This is a genomic window from Pseudomonas acericola (SeqCode), assembly GCF_053456465.1.
In genome coordinates, this window is record NZ_JBRFJB010000011.1 from 145,874 (window position 1) to 160,814 (window position 14,941).

Sequence of the window (14,941 nt, forward strand, 5' to 3'; positions counted from 1 at the left end):
ATAATTGGCGGGGATCATGCTGCGTTTTGATGATTTGCAGTTGTTTGTGCGCGCGGCGGACCTGGGCAGTCTGTCGGCGGCGGCGCGGGTCATGGACTTGTCACCGGCGGTTGCCAGCGCCGCGTTGAAGCGTATTGAGCAACAACTCGGCGCGCGCTTGCTGGCCCGTTCCACCCGCAGCCTGCGCCTGACCGCCGAAGGCGAGGGCTTCCTGGAATATGCCCGCGCCGCCTTGGGTTCACTGGACGAGGGGCGCCGGCTATTGGCCAGTGGCCAGGATCATGTCAGTGGCGTGCTGCAACTGTCGGCGCCGTCGGACTTCGGCCGCAACCATCTGCTGGCATGGCTGGATGAATTCCAACGTGAACACCCGCAACTGACCGTGCGCTTGCTGCTGGGCGACCGCATTGCCGACCTGTTTCGCCAGCCGGTGGACATCGCCCTGCGCTACGGCGAACCCGAAGACTCCAGCCTGATCGCGTTACCGGTGGCGCCGCAGAATGTGCGTGTGCTGTGCGCCTCGCCCAGCTACCTCGCGCAGTACGGTGAACCCCGGCACCTTGAGCAATTGGCCCAGCACAATTGCCTGCTGTATATGCTCGGCAGTCGCGTGCATGACCATTGGAGCTTTCACGACGGCAAGCGCGACATCAGCCTGACGGTGAGCGGCGATCGCTTCAGTGACGATGCCGACGTCGTGCGGCGCTGGGCGGTGGCGGGTGTGGGGATTGCCTACAAGTCCTGGCTGGATGTCAGCACCGATGTGCTGGCCGGCCGCTTGCGGGTGATTCTGCCGGAGCTGCGTGGCGAGCGAACGCCGCTGAATCTGCTCTGTGCCCACCGCGCCCAACTGAGCAAACCCGTCAACCTGCTGCGCGAAATGCTCGTGGCGCGTTGTGCGACGTTGACCGCGCAATGGCCGGAGCGATTGGCCTCTCGGCAATAGCCTCTAGAAAGCGAGGAAGTTTCACTCAAATCCTGTCGCTATCCGCGCTGTCAGACGGCGCGGAACCGGCTGCCTGCGCCCCTATACTTTGACGCCCAGCACAGCAGAAAAGTGGTTCAACAGGGAGTGAATACATGGAAGCAGCACCTTGCATCAGTCACATTGCCAGCCTGCTCGCCGAGCCCAAGCGCACCGCCATGCTCTGGGCGTTGATGGACGGCTCGGCGAAGTCTTCGGAGGAATTGGCGGCGCTGGCCGGTCTGTCGCCTGCCTCGGCCGTTGCACACCTGGCGCGGCTGACCGGTGGTGGCCTGTTGCGCAGCGAGAACCGTCGCGGCCAACGCTTGTTTCGCGTGGCGGCGCCCGATGTCAGCGCCGCCATCGATGCGTTGGCCAACACCACCATGGCCAGCGCCGCGCGCAGTCGCCCGGATGCTTCGCCACCGGCATTGATAGCGCCGCTGTTGTTGCGCCATGCACGGCTGTGTAATGGCCATCTCGGCGGCGAACTGGCGGCGGGGTTGTATCAGCGGATGTTGGCCGCAGGCTGGATTGAACGCCATGAGCAACGCACGGATGTCACGGTCAAGGGCGCGCAGCACATGGCGGGCCTGGGCATTTATACCCAGGCGCTGGCATCGCCGGTGGTGTGCGACTGTTTCGATTGGAGCCAGCAGTTGCCGCACTTGGGTGGGGCGTTGGGCGCGGGGTTGCTGCAATTGTTCCTGCAATCGAACTGGGTCAGCCTGACCAAAGAGTCCCAGGGGCTGCAAGTCAACGACAGTGGGACGGCAGAAATCAACCGATTGGCCGCTCCGTAGGCGCGATCGTCGTTCAGAGTTTCAATCAGGTCGCATCCAGCAATAACCCCGTAAAACCATGCCGCACACTCACCGCGGGGACTTTTCACACAGGGGGTGCGGCATGGGTATGCAAGGCTATAGCGCAGCGGAACGGCTGGAACGGTTGCCCATCAGCGGCTACCACCGGGTTATTTTCATCATCATCGCCCTGGCGTTTTTCTTCGACTCCATGGACCTGGCGATGATGACCTTCCTTTTAGGCTCGATCAAAGCCGAGTTCGGTTTGAGTACGGCCCAGGCCGGGCTGCTGGCCAGTTCGAGTTTTTTCGGCATGGTGGTGGGGGCGTCGCTGTCCGGGATGCTCGCCGACCGCTTCGGGCGCAAGCCGGTGTTCCAGTGGAGCATCGTGTTGTGGGGCATCGCCAGTTACCTGTGCTCCACGGCGCAGACGGTGGAGACGCTGACGCTGTTTCGCATCCTGCTGGGCATTGGCATGGGCATGGAGTTTCCCATCGCGCAGTCGATGCTCTCGGAGTTGATTCCGGCCAAACGGCGTGGGCGTTACATCGCCTTGATGGACGGTTTCTGGCCGCTGGGCTTTGTGGCAGCGGGGGTGCTGTCGTACTTCTTGCTGCCGGTGATTGGCTGGCGCGACATCTTCCTGGTGTTGGCGGTGCCGGCGGTATTTGTACTGGCGATCCGCTTCTTTATCCCGGAGTCACCGCGCTGGCTGGAGCAGGCCGGCCGGCATGACGCGGCAGACAAGGTGTTGCAGGGCATCGAGCAGAAAGTGCGCGACTCCCTGGGCAGCACGCAACTGCCGGAACCGATCCGCCTGCCACGGGTGGAGAGCACGCCGGGCACGTTCTTCTCGGCGTTTCAGCAGTTGTGGTCGGCGCAGTATCGCCAACGCACGATGATGATCTGGAGCGTGTGGTTCTTTGCCTTGCTCGGCTTTTACGGGCTGACGTCATGGTTGAGTGCGCTGTTGCAGCAGTCGGGTTTTGCGGTCACCCAGTCGGTGTATTACACGGTGATCATTTCCCTCGGCGGGATCCCTGGCTTCCTGATGGCGGCCTGGCTGGTGGAACGCTGGGGACGTAAACCGGTGTGCGTGGTGACGCTGCTGGGCGGCGGGGTGATGGCGTTTCTGTATGGGCAAAGCGCGGTGTTTGGCGGCAATGTGGGCTTGCTGATCACGTCGGGCTTGTTGATGCAGTTCTTTCTGTTTGGCATGTGGGCGGTGTTGTACACCTACACGCCGGAGCTGTATCCCACGTCGGCGCGGGCGACCGGGTCCGGGTTTGCCTCGGCGATTGGCCGGGTGGGTTCGTTGCTGGGGCCGATGGTGACCGGGTTGGTGTTTCCGATGACGGGGCAGGGCGGTGTGTTTGCCTTGGGCGCGCTGTGCTTTGCGGTGGCGGCGCTGGTGGTGTGGGTGTTTGGGATGGAGACGAAGGGGAAGACGCTGGAAGAGTTGAGCGAAATCTAACCAGCAACACAAAACCCATGTGGGAGCTGGCTTGTGTGGGAGCTGGCTTGCCTGCGATAGCATCACCTCGGTGTCACTGATATACCGAGGTGCCTGCATCGCAGGCAAGCCAGCTCCCACAGTTTTATCCGCGTTTAGTCAATTACGGCTTTACCAACCGCGCATCCAGGCTGTTCTGCGCCAGGCGTTTGGCCTGGTCCTGGGTCATGCCCAGCGAGGTGTGCAGCGCGTGGAAGTTCTCGGTGACATAACCGCCGAAGTACGCCGGGTCATCGGAGTTCACCGTGACCTTCACGCCACGCTCAAGCATGTCGAGGATGTTGTGCTGGGCCATGTCGTCGAACACACACAGTTTGGTGTTGGACAGCGGGCACACGGTCAGCGGGATCTGCTCATCAATGATGCGCTGCATCAGGCGCTCGTCTTCGATGGCGCGCACGCCGTGGTCGATACGCTGGATTTTCAGCAGGTCGAGGGCTTCCCAGATGTACTCGGGCGGGCCTTCTTCGCCGGCGTGGGCGACGGTGAGGAAGCCCTCGTGGCGGGCACGGTCGAACACGCGCTGGAACTTGCTCGGCGGGTGACCCATCTCCGAGCTGTCCAGGCCCACGGCCACGAACGCGTCACGGAACGGCAGAGCCATGTCGAGGGTTTTCTCGGCTTCGGCTTCGCTCAGGTGGCGCAGGAAGCTGAGGATCAAACCGCTGGTGATGCCCAGTTGCTGTTCGCCATCTTTGAGTGCGGCGGCGATGCCGTTGAGCACCACTTCGAACGGGATGCCACGGTCGGTGTGGGTTTGCGGGTCGAAGAACGGTTCGGTGTGGATCACGTTCTGTTCTTTGCAGCGCAGCAGGTAGGCCCAGGTCAGGTCGTAGAAATCCTGGGACGTGCGCAGCACATCGGCGCCCTTGTAGTACAGGTCGAGAAACTCTTGCAGGTTGTTGAAGGCGTAGGCCTTGCGCAGGGTTTCGACGTCGTTCCACGGCAGCGCAATCTTGTTGCGTTCGGCCAGGGCAAACAGCAGCTCAGGCTCCAGCGAACCCTCCAGGTGCAGGTGCAGTTCAGCCTTGGGCAGGGCGTTGAGCCAATCGTACATTTTCTAAATTCTCATCAGGTGCAATGGCGGCATTCTACAGGCCATGGCTGAAATAATTGGCAAAACCTGACCAGCAGGATTGTTTTTGTTGCATTCGCGCAAGGGCCGCGTGAACTAAGGTGTAACGAAACGTTAGCAGCGTGCCGTAGTCTGTACCCCATCAATGACTGATTTGCCGTACAAAAAGGCCCGGAATGCTCACATCCCTCAAGCAAGAAAAATTCATGCTGCTGGCGCTGCTTGCCGCCATCGCCGCCTACCCGTTGGAGCACTGGATGCTCAACAGCGGCCAGGGCGTGGCGCTGCTCGGCGGGGTGGTGCTGATCGCGTTTATCGTGATCGCCTCGATGCGCGTGGCGCACCACGCCGAGCAGCTCGCGGAAAAGGTCGGCGACCCCTACGGCACCATGATCCTGACCCTCGCCGCCGTGCTGGTGGAAGTGGTGATCCTGGCGATCATGATGAGTAACGAGCCGTCGCCAACGTTGGTGCGCGACACGATTTATTCCGCCGTGATGCTCGACATCAACGGCATCCTCGGCCTGGCGGCGCTGATGGGTGGCATCAAGCACGGTGAACAGTCCTACAACGACGATTCGGCGCGCAGCTACAGCGTGATGATCCTTACCGCCATGGGCGTGTCGATGGTGGTGCCGGAATTTATCCCCGAGGCCGACTGGAAAATTTACTCGGCCTTCACCATTGGCGCGATGGTGGTGCTTTACACCCTGTTCCTGCGCATGCAGGTGGGGCCGCACAGTTATTTCTTCAGCTACAACTACCCAGAGAAACGCGGCAAGAAACCGTCGGAAGAAGCGCCGTCGATCAACCTGGCGTTTTCCATCGGCACCTTGGTGTTTGGCGTGATTGTGATTGGCGCGTTGGCCGAAGTGATGTCGAAAACCCTGGACCTGGGCCTGGAAGGCACGGGCGCGCCGCCGGTGATCACAGCGATTGTGGTGGCGGCGATTTCGGCGGCGCCGGAGATCTTGACGGCGTTGCGCGCAGCCTTGGCCAACCGCATGCAGTCGGTGGTCAACATTGCGTTGGGGGCATCGCTATCGACGGTGATTCTCACGGTGCCGGTGATGGAGGCGATGGCGCTCTATACCGGGCAGCCGTTCCAGATGGCGATGACGCCGGTGCAGACGGTGATGGTGTTTATCACGCTGATTGTCAGTGCGATCAACCTCAACGATGGTGAGACCAATGCCATTGAGGGGATGACGCATTTTGTGTTGTTTGCGACGTTTATCATGTTGTCGCTGTTGGGCCTCTAAACACCGCAAACTTCTGTGGGAGTGGGCTTATGTGGGAGCGGGCTTGCCCGCGATAGCAGTGGTTCAGTCACTTCAGTGTTGACTGTTGGACCGCTATCGCAGGCAAGCCAGCTCCCACATTTTGATCGGCGTCCGGATCAGGTTCCGGCGATTAGCTGGCGGGCGGCTTGGGTGTGATCGGCGATCAGACCCTTCAGGTCCAGGCCTTCCACTTGACCGTCAATCACCCGCCATTTACCCGCCACCATCACCCGGTCCGCCCGGTCGGCGCCGCACAACAGCAGCGCTGAAATCGGATCATGGCTGCCGGAGAAGCGCAGCTCATCGAGCTTGAACAGCGCCAGATCGGCCTGTTTGCCTACGGCCAATTCGCCGATGTCCGTACGCCCCAGCAACTGCGCCGAACCTTTGGTCGCCCAGCCCAGCACGCCTTCAGGGGTGATTCTTTCCGCACCGTAACGCAGGCGCTGGATATACAGGGCCTGGCGCGCCTCGAGGATCATGTTCGACGCATCGTTGGAGGCCGAGCCGTCCACGCCCAGGCCGATCGGTGCGCCGGCGGCGAGCAGGTCAAGGGTCGGGCAGATGCCGGACGCCAGGCGCATGTTCGAGCTTGGGCAATGGCAGATGCCGGTGCCGGCGGCGCCGAGGCGTTCGATTTCGTCCGGGTTGAAGTGAATGCCGTGGGCCAGCCAGGTGCGCGGGCCGAGCCAGCCGACGCTGTCGAGGTAGTCCACGGTTCGTAGGCCAAAACGTTGCAGGCAGAAGTCTTCTTCGTCGAGGGTTTCCGCCAGGTGGGTGTGTAGGCGCACGTCGAGGCTGTCAGCCAATTCGGCGCTGGCGCGCATGATTTCCGGGGTGACGGAAAACGGCGAGCACGGCGCCAGGGCGATCTGGATTTGTGCGCCGTCGTCGCGCTGGTGGTACTCGCGGATCAGGCGCTGGCTGTCGTCGAGGATCACTTGGCCTTGTTGCACGGTTTGTTGCGGCGGCAGGCCGCCATCGGCTTCGCCCAAACTCATGGAACCGCGGGTGAGCATGGCGCGCATGCCCAGTTCACGCACGCTTTGCACTTGCACGTCGATGGCGTTTTCCAGGCCGTCGGGGAACAGGTAGTGGTGGTCGGCCGCGGTGGTGCAGCCCGACAGCAGCAATTCGGCCAGCGCAACCTTGGTGGCGAGGGCGAGTTTTTCCGGGGTGAGGCGGGCCCAGACCGGGTACAGGGTTTTCAGCCACGGGAACAATGGCTGGTTAACCACCGGCGCCCAGGCGCGGGTCAGGGTTTGATAGAAGTGGTGGTGGGTGTTGATCAGGCCCGGCAGGATCACATGTTCGCGGGCATCGAAGGTTTGTGCGCAGGGCTGGGCGGGTGTTTGGCCCAGGGCCAGCACTTCGCTGATCACACCGTCTTGCAGCACCAGGCCGCCACGGGCGTCGAGGCCATTGGCAGTGAAAATCGCGAGGGGGTTTTTTAACCAAATACGGGTCGCAGGCATTGGCCGGCTCCTCTGAATGATGGGTTCAGGTTTGCCAGCTCAGTGTTGCCCTGTCTGCTGATCCAGGGTCGCCGGTGAAGGCGAGGGCTTAGATTACGTGTAGTTCAAGATCTCGTCCACATGTAGGAAAGTGGACGAGACTGCTGTGGGAATTACCAGGCAATGGTGTCGCCTTTGTAGTCGATGAAGTGATGGCCGCCTTTTCCGGTGTAGGCATTTACCTGATCCACCAGGCCACGCACGCTGGTGTCGACGTCGATGTGGGCGTTTTCGCCGCCCATGTCGGTCTTCACCCAGCCCGGGTGCAGCGACAGCACGGTGAGTTTTTGCCCGCCCAGTTGGGTGACGAAGCTGTTGGTCATGGAGTTGAGCGCGGCCTTGCTGGCCTTGTACAGCGCCAGGTCGGAGCCGTCGGGAATGGTCACGCTGCCCAGCACCGAACTCATGAAGGCCAGCACACCGCTGTCTTGCCGGATCTGCCCGACAAAGCGCTGGGCCAGGTTGATCGGTGCCACGGCATTGGTGAAGAACAGTTGGCCGACTTCCGCCAGGGTGGCGTGGCCAGGCTCCTGGTTGGCGGGGCCTTTGACGCCGGCGTTGACGAACAGCAGGTCAAAGGTGCGGTCCTTGAGGCGCTGGCTTAGGGCAATCACGGCTTGCTGATCGTCCATGTCGAGTTTCTCGATCTGTACCGGGCCCACGGCTTTGAGGGCGTCAGCCTTGCTCGGGTCACGCACGGTGGCGGTTACGTCCCAGCCGTCCTGGAGCAGTTGCTTGACCAGGCCAAGGCCCAGCCCGCGCGAGGCGCCGATGATCAGTGCGGTTTTTGGCGTAGACATGAAAAGCTTCCTTTGGAGTCGCGGTTCAGGGAGTTCAGCGTTGGAGCAGGATACGCCCACGGCTGAGGTCGGCGAGTTGAATTTGCAGGGTATCGATATGCGCTTCGCCCACGGCGAGTTGTAGCTCGACGCCGTTGGCGGTGAAGGATTCTTCCACGACCAGCCCGCCCAGTTCGGCGACGCGCAGTTTCACCAGGTTCAATTCCGCGAATCCGCAGGCGCAACTCAGCGGCACGCGGCTGATCAGCTCAATGCGTTCGGCGTTTTGCAGGCATTTGTTCGCACCGCCGCCATACGCGCGGGCGAGGCCACCGGTGCCCAGCTGGATGCCGCCGTACCAGCGGATCACCAGCACCGCGACCTGATCGAAACCTTGCGCTTCGATAGCGGCGAGGATCGGTCGGCCAGCGGTGCCACCGGGTTCGCCGTCGTCATTGCTGCGGTATTGATCGGCGAGTTTCCACGCCCAGCAGTTGTGCGTGGCGTTCACGTCGCTGTGTTGCGCGAAAAACGCCTGGGCGTCCTGCGGGCTGGTGATCGGCGCGGCGAGGGTGATAAAGCGGCTTTTGCGGATTTCTTCATGAAATTCGCAAAGGCCGGTGAGCGTGAAAGGCATAAGTCGCTTCGTTTATAGGGCGGGCTTGACGCCACAGCCTTTGAGAATGATGTGGATCAGGTTGGTGCCGGCGTCTTCCATGTCCTGCTTGGTCAGCTTGGTTCGACCGGTGACGCGGCAGATCTGCGTGGCGAAGTCAGCGTAGTGCTGGGTGCTGCCCCATAGCAGGAAGATCAGGTGCACCGGGTCTACCGGGTCCATCTTGCCGGCGTCGATCCAGGCCTGGAACACGGCGGCGCGGCCGCTGAACCAGGCGCGGTAGTCCTGGCTGAAATATTCGGTGAGGCATTCGCCGCCACTGATGATCTCCATGGCGAAGATCCGCGAAGCCTGGGGTTGGCGCCGCGAGAACTCCATTTTGGTACGGATGTAGCGGCTCAGGGCCACGGCCGGGTCATCCTCGGCGGTCAGCGTGTTGAAGGTGCTGTCCCACAGTTCGAGGATATTGCTGAGCACCGCGATATACAGGCCCAGCTTGTTGGTGAAGTAGTAGTGCAAGTTGGCCTTGGGCAGCCCGGCACTGGCAGCAATGGTGTTCATGCTGGTGCCTTTGTAGCCATGGCGCGCGAATTCGTCTTCAGCTGCCTGCAGAATCGCTTGTTCGTTCTTTTGCCGAATGCGGCTGGCGGGTTTTCCGGCGGGGTTGCTGTGGGCAGGAACTTCGAGGCTCATGGAGGTTTCCGTGCAGATCGATAGAGACGACGTGTGCACAGATAACCCACCCTCAAGCCTCAGACAAGTCCTGATGCAATAAAACCGTCAGAGCGATTCCACGGTGTCGCTTTCCGGCGCGTGGTTTGCGGCAAGGTTGTCGGCCTTGGCTTCCGGTAATAACAGGCACAACACAATGGCGGTCAGGCCGCCGCTGGTGATGGCCGAGTCGAACAGGTTCTGCACCAGGGTCGGCATCAGGTGCAGCAGGTTCGGTTGGGCGGCGATGCCCAGGCCGACGCCGAACGAGGTAGCGATGATCAGCATGCTGCGCCGGTCCAGCGGCGCCTGCGCAAGGATGCGTACGCCGGCGGCGGCCACGCTGCCGAACATCACCAGGGTCGCGCCGCCCAAGACCGGTTTGGGGATTTGCTGGAGCACCGCGCCGATCAGCGGAAACAAGCCGAGGCAAAACAGTACCACGCCGATGTATAAGCCAACGTAACGGCTGGCCACGCCAGTGAGTTGGATCACGCCGTTGTTCTGCGCGAAGGTGGTGTTGGGGAAGGCGCTGAAGGTGGCGGCGATCATGCAACTGACGCCATCACCGAGGACGCCGCCCTTGAGCCGGCTTATATAAGAAGGGCCGCTGATGGGCTGGCGGGCGATCATGCAGTTGGCGGTGAGGTCGCCGACGGTTTCGATGCTGCTGATCAGATAAATCAGCGCGATGGGTAGGAAAGCGCTCCAGTCGAAGTTGAATCCAAAGCGGAATGGGATCGGCAGGCTGACCAGGGGCAGGTCGGGCAAGGCTTGGGGCACGAGTTTGCCGCTGAACCAGGCTGCGAGGCTGCCGAGGGCGAGGCCGATGATGATGGCCGAGAGTCGCACCCATGGTGTGTTGGAGCGGTTGAGCAGGATGATCGTCAACACCACGAACACGCCCAGAGCCAGGTTGGTGGGGGCGCCGAAGTCGGCGGCGTTGAAACCGCCGCCCAGATCCGTGATGCCGACCTTGATCAAGCTGATGCCGATCAGGGTAATGACAATCCCCGTTACCAAAGGCGTGATTACCCGGCGCAGTTGGCCGATGAAACGGCTGAGCACGATCTGCACCATGGCGCCGAAAAAGCACACGCCGAAGATCATCGCCATGATGTCCTCCGGGCTGCCGCCGCGTTGTTTCACCAGGAAACCCGCCGACAGCACCGCACCGAGAAACGCAAAACTGGTGCCTTGCAGACAGATCATCCCCGCGCCTATGCCAAACGGCCTACGTGCCTGGATGAAGGTGCCGACGCCGGAAACCATCAACGCCATGCTGATCAGGTAGGGCAAATGCGCGGTCAGGCCCAGGGTGGAGCCGATGATCAGCGGCGGGGTAATGATGCCGACGAACGCGGCCAGCACATGTTGCAGTGCGGCGAGGAAGGCCGGGGCGGGTTTCGGGCGGTCGTTGAGGCCGTAGATCAGGTCGCTGCTGGAGGATTCTGGTGGCATGGCGGGCAAGCTCAGGGTCTATGTCCTCTGGTTCTTGCAAAAAGCTGTCCAACTGCTCAGCTTTTGGTTTGGGCCCGAGTTAGCGGGTCGCGGCCAGGCTCTCCAGGAAGCTTTCCAGCACCAAATGAGGGCGACGGCCTTTGCGCGTGACCGATGCCAGGCTTAAATCGTAAAAACGTGTAGCCGGTTTCAGCGCACGCAGTCGGCCTTGTTGCACCCACAGGCTGGCGTAGTGATCAGGCAGGTAGCCGATGTAGCGGCCGGTGAGGATCAGGAAGGCCATGCCTTCGCGGTCCGAGGCGCTGGCGGTGCAGTTGAGTGCCTGATAGTGGGCCTGGATATCGGCGGGCAGACGGAAGGTGGGGGCGATGGCGTCCTGGCTGTCGATGCGTGCGTCGTCCAGTTGTTTGTTGTCGGCGTAGAACAACGGGTGGCCGACCGCGCAATAAAGCAGCGAGCGTTCGCTGTACAGCGGCTGGTATTCCAGCCCCGACAAGGCACTGGCCTGGGGCACCACGCCGACGTGCAGGCGGCCGTCGAGTACGCCCTGCTCGACTTCGTTGGGGGCGATCATGCGGATCTGGATTTGCACGTCCGGTCCGCGCTCCTTCAACTGCGCCAGGGCGTGGGTGATGCGCATGTGGGGCAGGGTGACGAGGTTGTCGGTGAGGCCGATGATCAACTCGCCGCGCAGATGCTGGTGCAGGCCGTTGACCTCGGTGCGAAAGCTTTCCAAGGCACTTAATAGTTGCAGTGCCGATTGGTAGACCTCGCGGCCTTCTTCGGTGAGGGAGAAACCGGCGCGGCCGCGTTGGCACAGTCTTAATCCGAGGCGTTGCTCGAGATCGCTCATTTGCTGGCTGATGGCGGAGCGGCCGATGCCGAGCACCGTCTCTGCCGCCGAGAAGCCGCCGCATTCCACCACGCTGCGAAAAATGCGCAACAAGCGGATATCGAAGTCGCTGACTTGGGCCAGGGGATCGGTGCGACGGCTGCTCATAGTTTAGTGAAGGCCTGACTGAAGGTTAGAAGAGTTGAATTTCACCGACTTTATCGCCGTGGCAATTTAGCTGCAACAACGCTTTTTCAATCCCGACGCTGCCTTTTGCCCTGCGAGGTTTTGCTGATGAACATGCCCGAAAACGCCCCATCGTCCCTGGCCAGCCAATTGAAGCTGGACGCGCACTGGATGCCGTACACCGCCAATCGCAACTTCCAGCGTGATCCGCGCTTGATCGTGGGCGCGGAAGGTAGCTGGTTGATCGATGACAAGGGGCGCAAGGTCTACGACTCGTTGTCGGGCCTGTGGACCTGCGGCGCCGGGCATACGCGCAAGGAAATCCAGGAAGCGGTGGCCAAGCAGCTGGGCACCTTGGACTACTCGCCGGGCTTCCAATACGGTCATCCGTTGTCCTTTCAATTGGCAGAAAAGATTACCGACCTGACCCCAGGCAACCTGAACCACGTGTTCTTCACCGACTCCGGCTCCGAGTGCGCCGATACCGCGGTGAAGATGGTGCGTGGGTACTGGCGCCTGAAGGGCCAGGCCACCAAGACCAAGATGATCGGCCGCGCCCGTGGTTATCACGGTGTGAACATCGCCGGTACCAGCCTGGGCGGTGTGAACGGTAACCGTAAGATTTTTGGTCAGGCGATGATGGATGTTGACCATCTGCCCCACACCTTGCTGGCGAGCAATGCCTTCTCCCGTGGCATGCCGGAGCTGGGTGGTATCGCGCTGGCCGATGAGTTGCTCAAGCTGATCGAGTTGCACGATGCGTCGAACATCGCTGCGGTGTTCGTCGAGCCGATGGCCGGTTCTGCTGGCGTGCTGGTGCCGCCGCAGGGTTATCTCAAGCGTCTGCGTGAGATCTGCGACCAACACAACATCCTGTTGGTGTTCGATGAAGTGATCACCGGTTTCGGCCGCACTGGCTCGATGTTTGGTGCCGACAGCTTCGGCGTGACCCCGGACCTGATGTGCATCGCCAAGCAAGTCACCAACGGCGCGATCCCGATGGGCGCGGTGATTGCCAGCAGTGAGATCTACCAGACGTTCATGAACCAGGCGACGCCGGAGTACGCGGTGGAATTCCCCCACGGCTACACCTACTCGGCGCACCCGGTCGCGTGCGCCGCTGGCCTGGCGGCGTTGGACCTGTTGCAGAAGGAAAATCTGGTGCAGAGCGTAGCCGAAGTCGCGCCGCACTTTGAGAATGCGCTGCACGGGTTGAAGGGCAGCAAGAACGTGATCGACATCCGTAACTACGGCCTGGCCGGTGCGATCCAGATTGCCCCGCGTGACGGTGATGCCATCGTGCGTCCATTCGAGGCCGGCATGGCCTTGTGGAAAGCCGGTTTCTACGTGCGCTTTGGCGGTGACACCCTGCAGTTCGGGCCAACGTTCAACAGCAAGCCGCAGGACCTGGATCGCCTGTTCGATGCGGTCGGCGAAGTGCTGAACAAGATCGACTGATTTCTCCTTCTATATAGAACAATTTTTCAGGAGCCCCGCATGAGCCTTATCCAGCACTTGATCAACGGTGAGTTGGTCAATGACAGCGGCCGTAGTGCCGACGTGTACAACCCGTCCACTGGCCAGGTGATCCACCAGGTGCCGTTGGCCAGTCGTGAAACCATTCAACAGGCGATCGACTCGGCCAAGGCCGCATTCCCGGCTTGGCGCAATACGCCGCCGGCCAAGCGTGCCCAGGTGATGTTCCGTTTCAAGCAATTGCTGGAGCAGAACGAAGCGCGTATCTCGCAGTTGATCAGCGAAGAGCATGGCAAGACGCTGGAAGACGCTGCGGGTGAGTTGAAGCGTGGGATCGAGAACGTCGAGTATGCGTGCTCGGCGCCGGAGATTCTGAAGGGCGAATACAGCCGTAATGTAGGACCGAACATTGATGCGTGGTCGGACTTCCAGCCGTTGGGCGTGGTGGCCGGTATTACGCCGTTCAACTTCCCGGCGATGGTGCCGCTGTGGATGTACCCGCTGGCGATCGTGTGCGGTAACTGTTTCATCTTGAAACCTTCGGAGCGCGATCCCAGTTCGACGCTGCTGATCGCACAACTGTTGCAGGAAGCCGGTCTGCCGAAAGGTGTGTTGAGCGTGGTGCACGGTGACAAGGGCGCGGTGGATGCGCTGATCGAAGCGCCGGAAGTGAAGGCGCTGAGTTTTGTGGGCTCGACACCGATTGCCGAATACATTTATTCCGAAGCGACCAAGCGCGGCAAACGTGTGCAGGCGCTGGGTGGGGCGAAGAACCATGCGGTGCTGATGCCGGATGCCGATCTGGATAACGCGGTCAGTGCCTTGATGGGCGCGGCGTACGGTTCGTGTGGCGAGCGTTGCATGGCGATCTCGGTGGCCGTGTGTGTGGGCGACCAGGTGGCCGATGCGTTGATCGCCAAGCTGGTGCCGCAGGTCAAGGCGCTGAAGATTGGCGCGGGTACGTCGTGCGGTCTGGATATGGGGCCGCTGGTGACGGGGCAGGCGCGGGATAAGGTCAGTGGCTATATAGAAGACGGTGTTTCTTCGGGCGCGAAGTTGGTGGTTGATGGCCGTGGTCTGAGTGTCGCCGGTCACGAAGAGGGCTTCTTCCTGGGTGGTAGCTTGTTTGACCATGTGACGCCTGAGATGCGTATCTACAAAGAAGAGATCTTTGGGCCGGTACTGTGCGTGGTTCGGGTGGATAGCCTGGAAGCGGCAATGCAACTGATCAACGATCATGAATATGGCAACGGCACCTGCATCTTTACCCGTGACGGGGAAGCGGCGCGTCTGTTCTGTGATGAGATTGAAGTGGGCATGGTGGGGGTTAACGTTCCGCTGCCGGTGCCGGTGGCGTATCACAGCTTTGGTGGCTGGAAGCGCTCACTGTTTGGCGACTTGCATGCCTATGGGCCGGATGGCGTGCGTTTCTATACCCGTCGCAAGGCGATTACCCAGCGTTGGCCGCAACGGGCCAGCCATGAAGCGTCGCAGTTTGCTTTCCCTAGCTTGTAACGTCGGCTGAAAGCCGGCCCCTCGGGGCCGGCTTTCGCGTTTTTGGGGTGTTTCTGACTTATATGACAGAAATATGAAGAAAGGCATTGACGGCAGATTCCAGATGTCTATAATTCGCCCCACTTCCGGCGCAGTCGAAACGGAAAACTCCTTGGTAAACAATGAGTTATGTAGGTTTCGGCAGTGGGTTGCTTCAGTTTATCGAAGTGATCA

At 61.2% G+C, this 14,941-nt stretch carries 13 protein-coding genes; 6 read left to right on the plus strand and 7 right to left on the minus strand.

All coding sequences use genetic code 11. The features are described from left to right. Positions 1-16: 16 nt before the first annotated feature. From vimR to ACU688_RS26525, 3 genes are all read left to right on the plus strand, one after another. Entirely contained in the window at positions 17-946 is a 930-nt protein-coding gene (gene vimR, locus ACU688_RS26515; RefSeq protein ID WP_448187018.1) for a transcription regulator VimR, read from the plus strand. A 134-nt stretch (positions 947-1,080) separates the two neighbouring features. Then, on the plus strand, positions 1,081-1,767 hold the full coding sequence (locus ACU688_RS26520; protein WP_448187019.1) for an ArsR/SmtB family transcription factor: 687 nt from the start codon (positions 1,081-1,083) through the stop codon (positions 1,765-1,767). A gap of 103 nt (positions 1,768-1,870) precedes the next feature. Next, positions 1,871-3,241: an MFS transporter gene (locus ACU688_RS26525; RefSeq protein ID WP_448187020.1), complete on the plus strand. Its 1,371-nt coding sequence runs from the start codon at positions 1,871-1,873 to the stop codon at positions 3,239-3,241. Positions 3,242-3,383: 142 nt separating this feature from the next. Here the strand turns inward: ACU688_RS26525 and ACU688_RS26530 are convergent, their stop codons facing one another. Next, positions 3,384-4,337, minus strand: coding sequence for an adenosine deaminase (locus tag ACU688_RS26530; RefSeq protein WP_017735266.1), 954 nt, complete (start codon positions 4,335-4,337; stop codon positions 3,384-3,386). A gap of 194 nt (positions 4,338-4,531) precedes the next feature. On the opposite strand from ACU688_RS26530, the gene ACU688_RS26535 reads away from it, so the two are divergent. Further along, the gene (locus ACU688_RS26535; RefSeq protein ID WP_257783071.1) at positions 4,532-5,617 is read left to right on the plus strand and encodes a calcium:cation antiporter; all 1,086 of its coding nucleotides are present in this window, start codon (positions 4,532-4,534) and stop codon (positions 5,615-5,617) included. Positions 5,618-5,754: 137 nt separating this feature from the next. Here ACU688_RS26535 and ACU688_RS26540 read toward each other — a convergent pair whose 3' ends face one another. The 6 genes from ACU688_RS26540 to ACU688_RS26565 form a co-directional block, all read right to left on the minus strand. Then, positions 5,755-7,113 carry an 8-oxoguanine deaminase gene (locus ACU688_RS26540; RefSeq protein WP_448187021.1) on the minus strand — a complete coding sequence of 453 codons (1,359 nt, stop codon included), beginning with the start codon at positions 7,111-7,113 and terminating at the stop codon, positions 5,755-5,757. A 152-nt stretch (positions 7,114-7,265) separates the two neighbouring features. Then, on the minus strand, positions 7,266-7,952 hold the full coding sequence (locus tag ACU688_RS26545; protein ID WP_448187022.1) for an SDR family oxidoreductase: 687 nt from the start codon (positions 7,950-7,952) through the stop codon (positions 7,266-7,268). A 34-nt stretch (positions 7,953-7,986) separates the two neighbouring features. Then, on the minus strand, positions 7,987-8,568 hold the full coding sequence (locus ACU688_RS26550; protein ID WP_448187023.1) for an IMPACT family protein: 582 nt from the start codon (positions 8,566-8,568) through the stop codon (positions 7,987-7,989). 12 nt (positions 8,569-8,580) lie between these two features. After that, complete coding sequence (locus ACU688_RS26555; protein WP_017735261.1) at positions 8,581-9,240, minus strand: TetR/AcrR family transcriptional regulator; 660 nt, start codon at positions 9,238-9,240, stop codon at positions 8,581-8,583. Positions 9,241-9,327: 87 nt separating this feature from the next. Continuing rightward, positions 9,328-10,719 carry a uracil-xanthine permease family protein gene (locus tag ACU688_RS26560; protein WP_448187024.1) on the minus strand — a complete coding sequence of 464 codons (1,392 nt, stop codon included), beginning with the start codon at positions 10,717-10,719 and terminating at the stop codon, positions 9,328-9,330. 79 nt (positions 10,720-10,798) lie between these two features. Continuing rightward, positions 10,799-11,719: a LysR family transcriptional regulator gene (locus tag ACU688_RS26565; RefSeq protein WP_448187025.1), complete on the minus strand. Its 921-nt coding sequence runs from the start codon at positions 11,717-11,719 to the stop codon at positions 10,799-10,801. Positions 11,720-11,845: 126 nt separating this feature from the next. Between ACU688_RS26565 and aptA the strand changes: the two genes are divergently transcribed. Then, a complete protein-coding gene (aptA, locus tag ACU688_RS26570; RefSeq protein WP_124528144.1) occupies positions 11,846-13,195 on the plus strand; it encodes an omega-aminotransferase AptA in 1,350 nt (449 codons plus the stop codon). Between the two features lie 39 nt (positions 13,196-13,234). After that, positions 13,235-14,728 (plus strand): CoA-acylating methylmalonate-semialdehyde dehydrogenase, encoded by a 1,494-nt coding sequence (locus ACU688_RS26575; RefSeq protein ID WP_034103145.1) that lies wholly within the window; start codon positions 13,235-13,237, stop codon positions 14,726-14,728. Positions 14,729-14,941: the final 213 nt, after the last annotated feature.

Coding starts and splice junctions, on each gene's coding strand:
- vimR (WP_448187018.1), top strand. CDS start 17: ATGCTGCGTTTTGATGATTTGCAGTTGTTTGTGCGCGCGGCGGACCTG.
- ACU688_RS26520 (WP_448187019.1), top strand. CDS start 1,081: ATGGAAGCAGCACCTTGCATCAGTCACATTGCCAGCCTGCTCGCCGAG.
- ACU688_RS26525 (WP_448187020.1), top strand. CDS start 1,871: ATGGGTATGCAAGGCTATAGCGCAGCGGAACGGCTGGAACGGTTGCCC.
- ACU688_RS26530 (WP_017735266.1), bottom strand. CDS start 4,337: ATGTACGATTGGCTCAACGCCCTGCCCAAGGCTGAACTGCACCTGCAC.
- ACU688_RS26535 (WP_257783071.1), top strand. CDS start 4,532: ATGCTCACATCCCTCAAGCAAGAAAAATTCATGCTGCTGGCGCTGCTT.
- ACU688_RS26540 (WP_448187021.1), bottom strand. CDS start 7,113: ATGCCTGCGACCCGTATTTGGTTAAAAAACCCCCTCGCGATTTTCACT.
- ACU688_RS26545 (WP_448187022.1), bottom strand. CDS start 7,952: ATGTCTACGCCAAAAACCGCACTGATCATCGGCGCCTCGCGCGGGCTG.
- ACU688_RS26550 (WP_448187023.1), bottom strand. CDS start 8,568: ATGCCTTTCACGCTCACCGGCCTTTGCGAATTTCATGAAGAAATCCGC.
- ACU688_RS26555 (WP_017735261.1), bottom strand. CDS start 9,240: ATGAGCCTCGAAGTTCCTGCCCACAGCAACCCCGCCGGAAAACCCGCC.
- ACU688_RS26560 (WP_448187024.1), bottom strand. CDS start 10,719: ATGCCACCAGAATCCTCCAGCAGCGACCTGATCTACGGCCTCAACGAC.
- ACU688_RS26565 (WP_448187025.1), bottom strand. CDS start 11,719: ATGAGCAGCCGTCGCACCGATCCCCTGGCCCAAGTCAGCGACTTCGAT.
- aptA (WP_124528144.1), top strand. CDS start 11,846: ATGAACATGCCCGAAAACGCCCCATCGTCCCTGGCCAGCCAATTGAAG.
- ACU688_RS26575 (WP_034103145.1), top strand. CDS start 13,235: ATGAGCCTTATCCAGCACTTGATCAACGGTGAGTTGGTCAATGACAGC.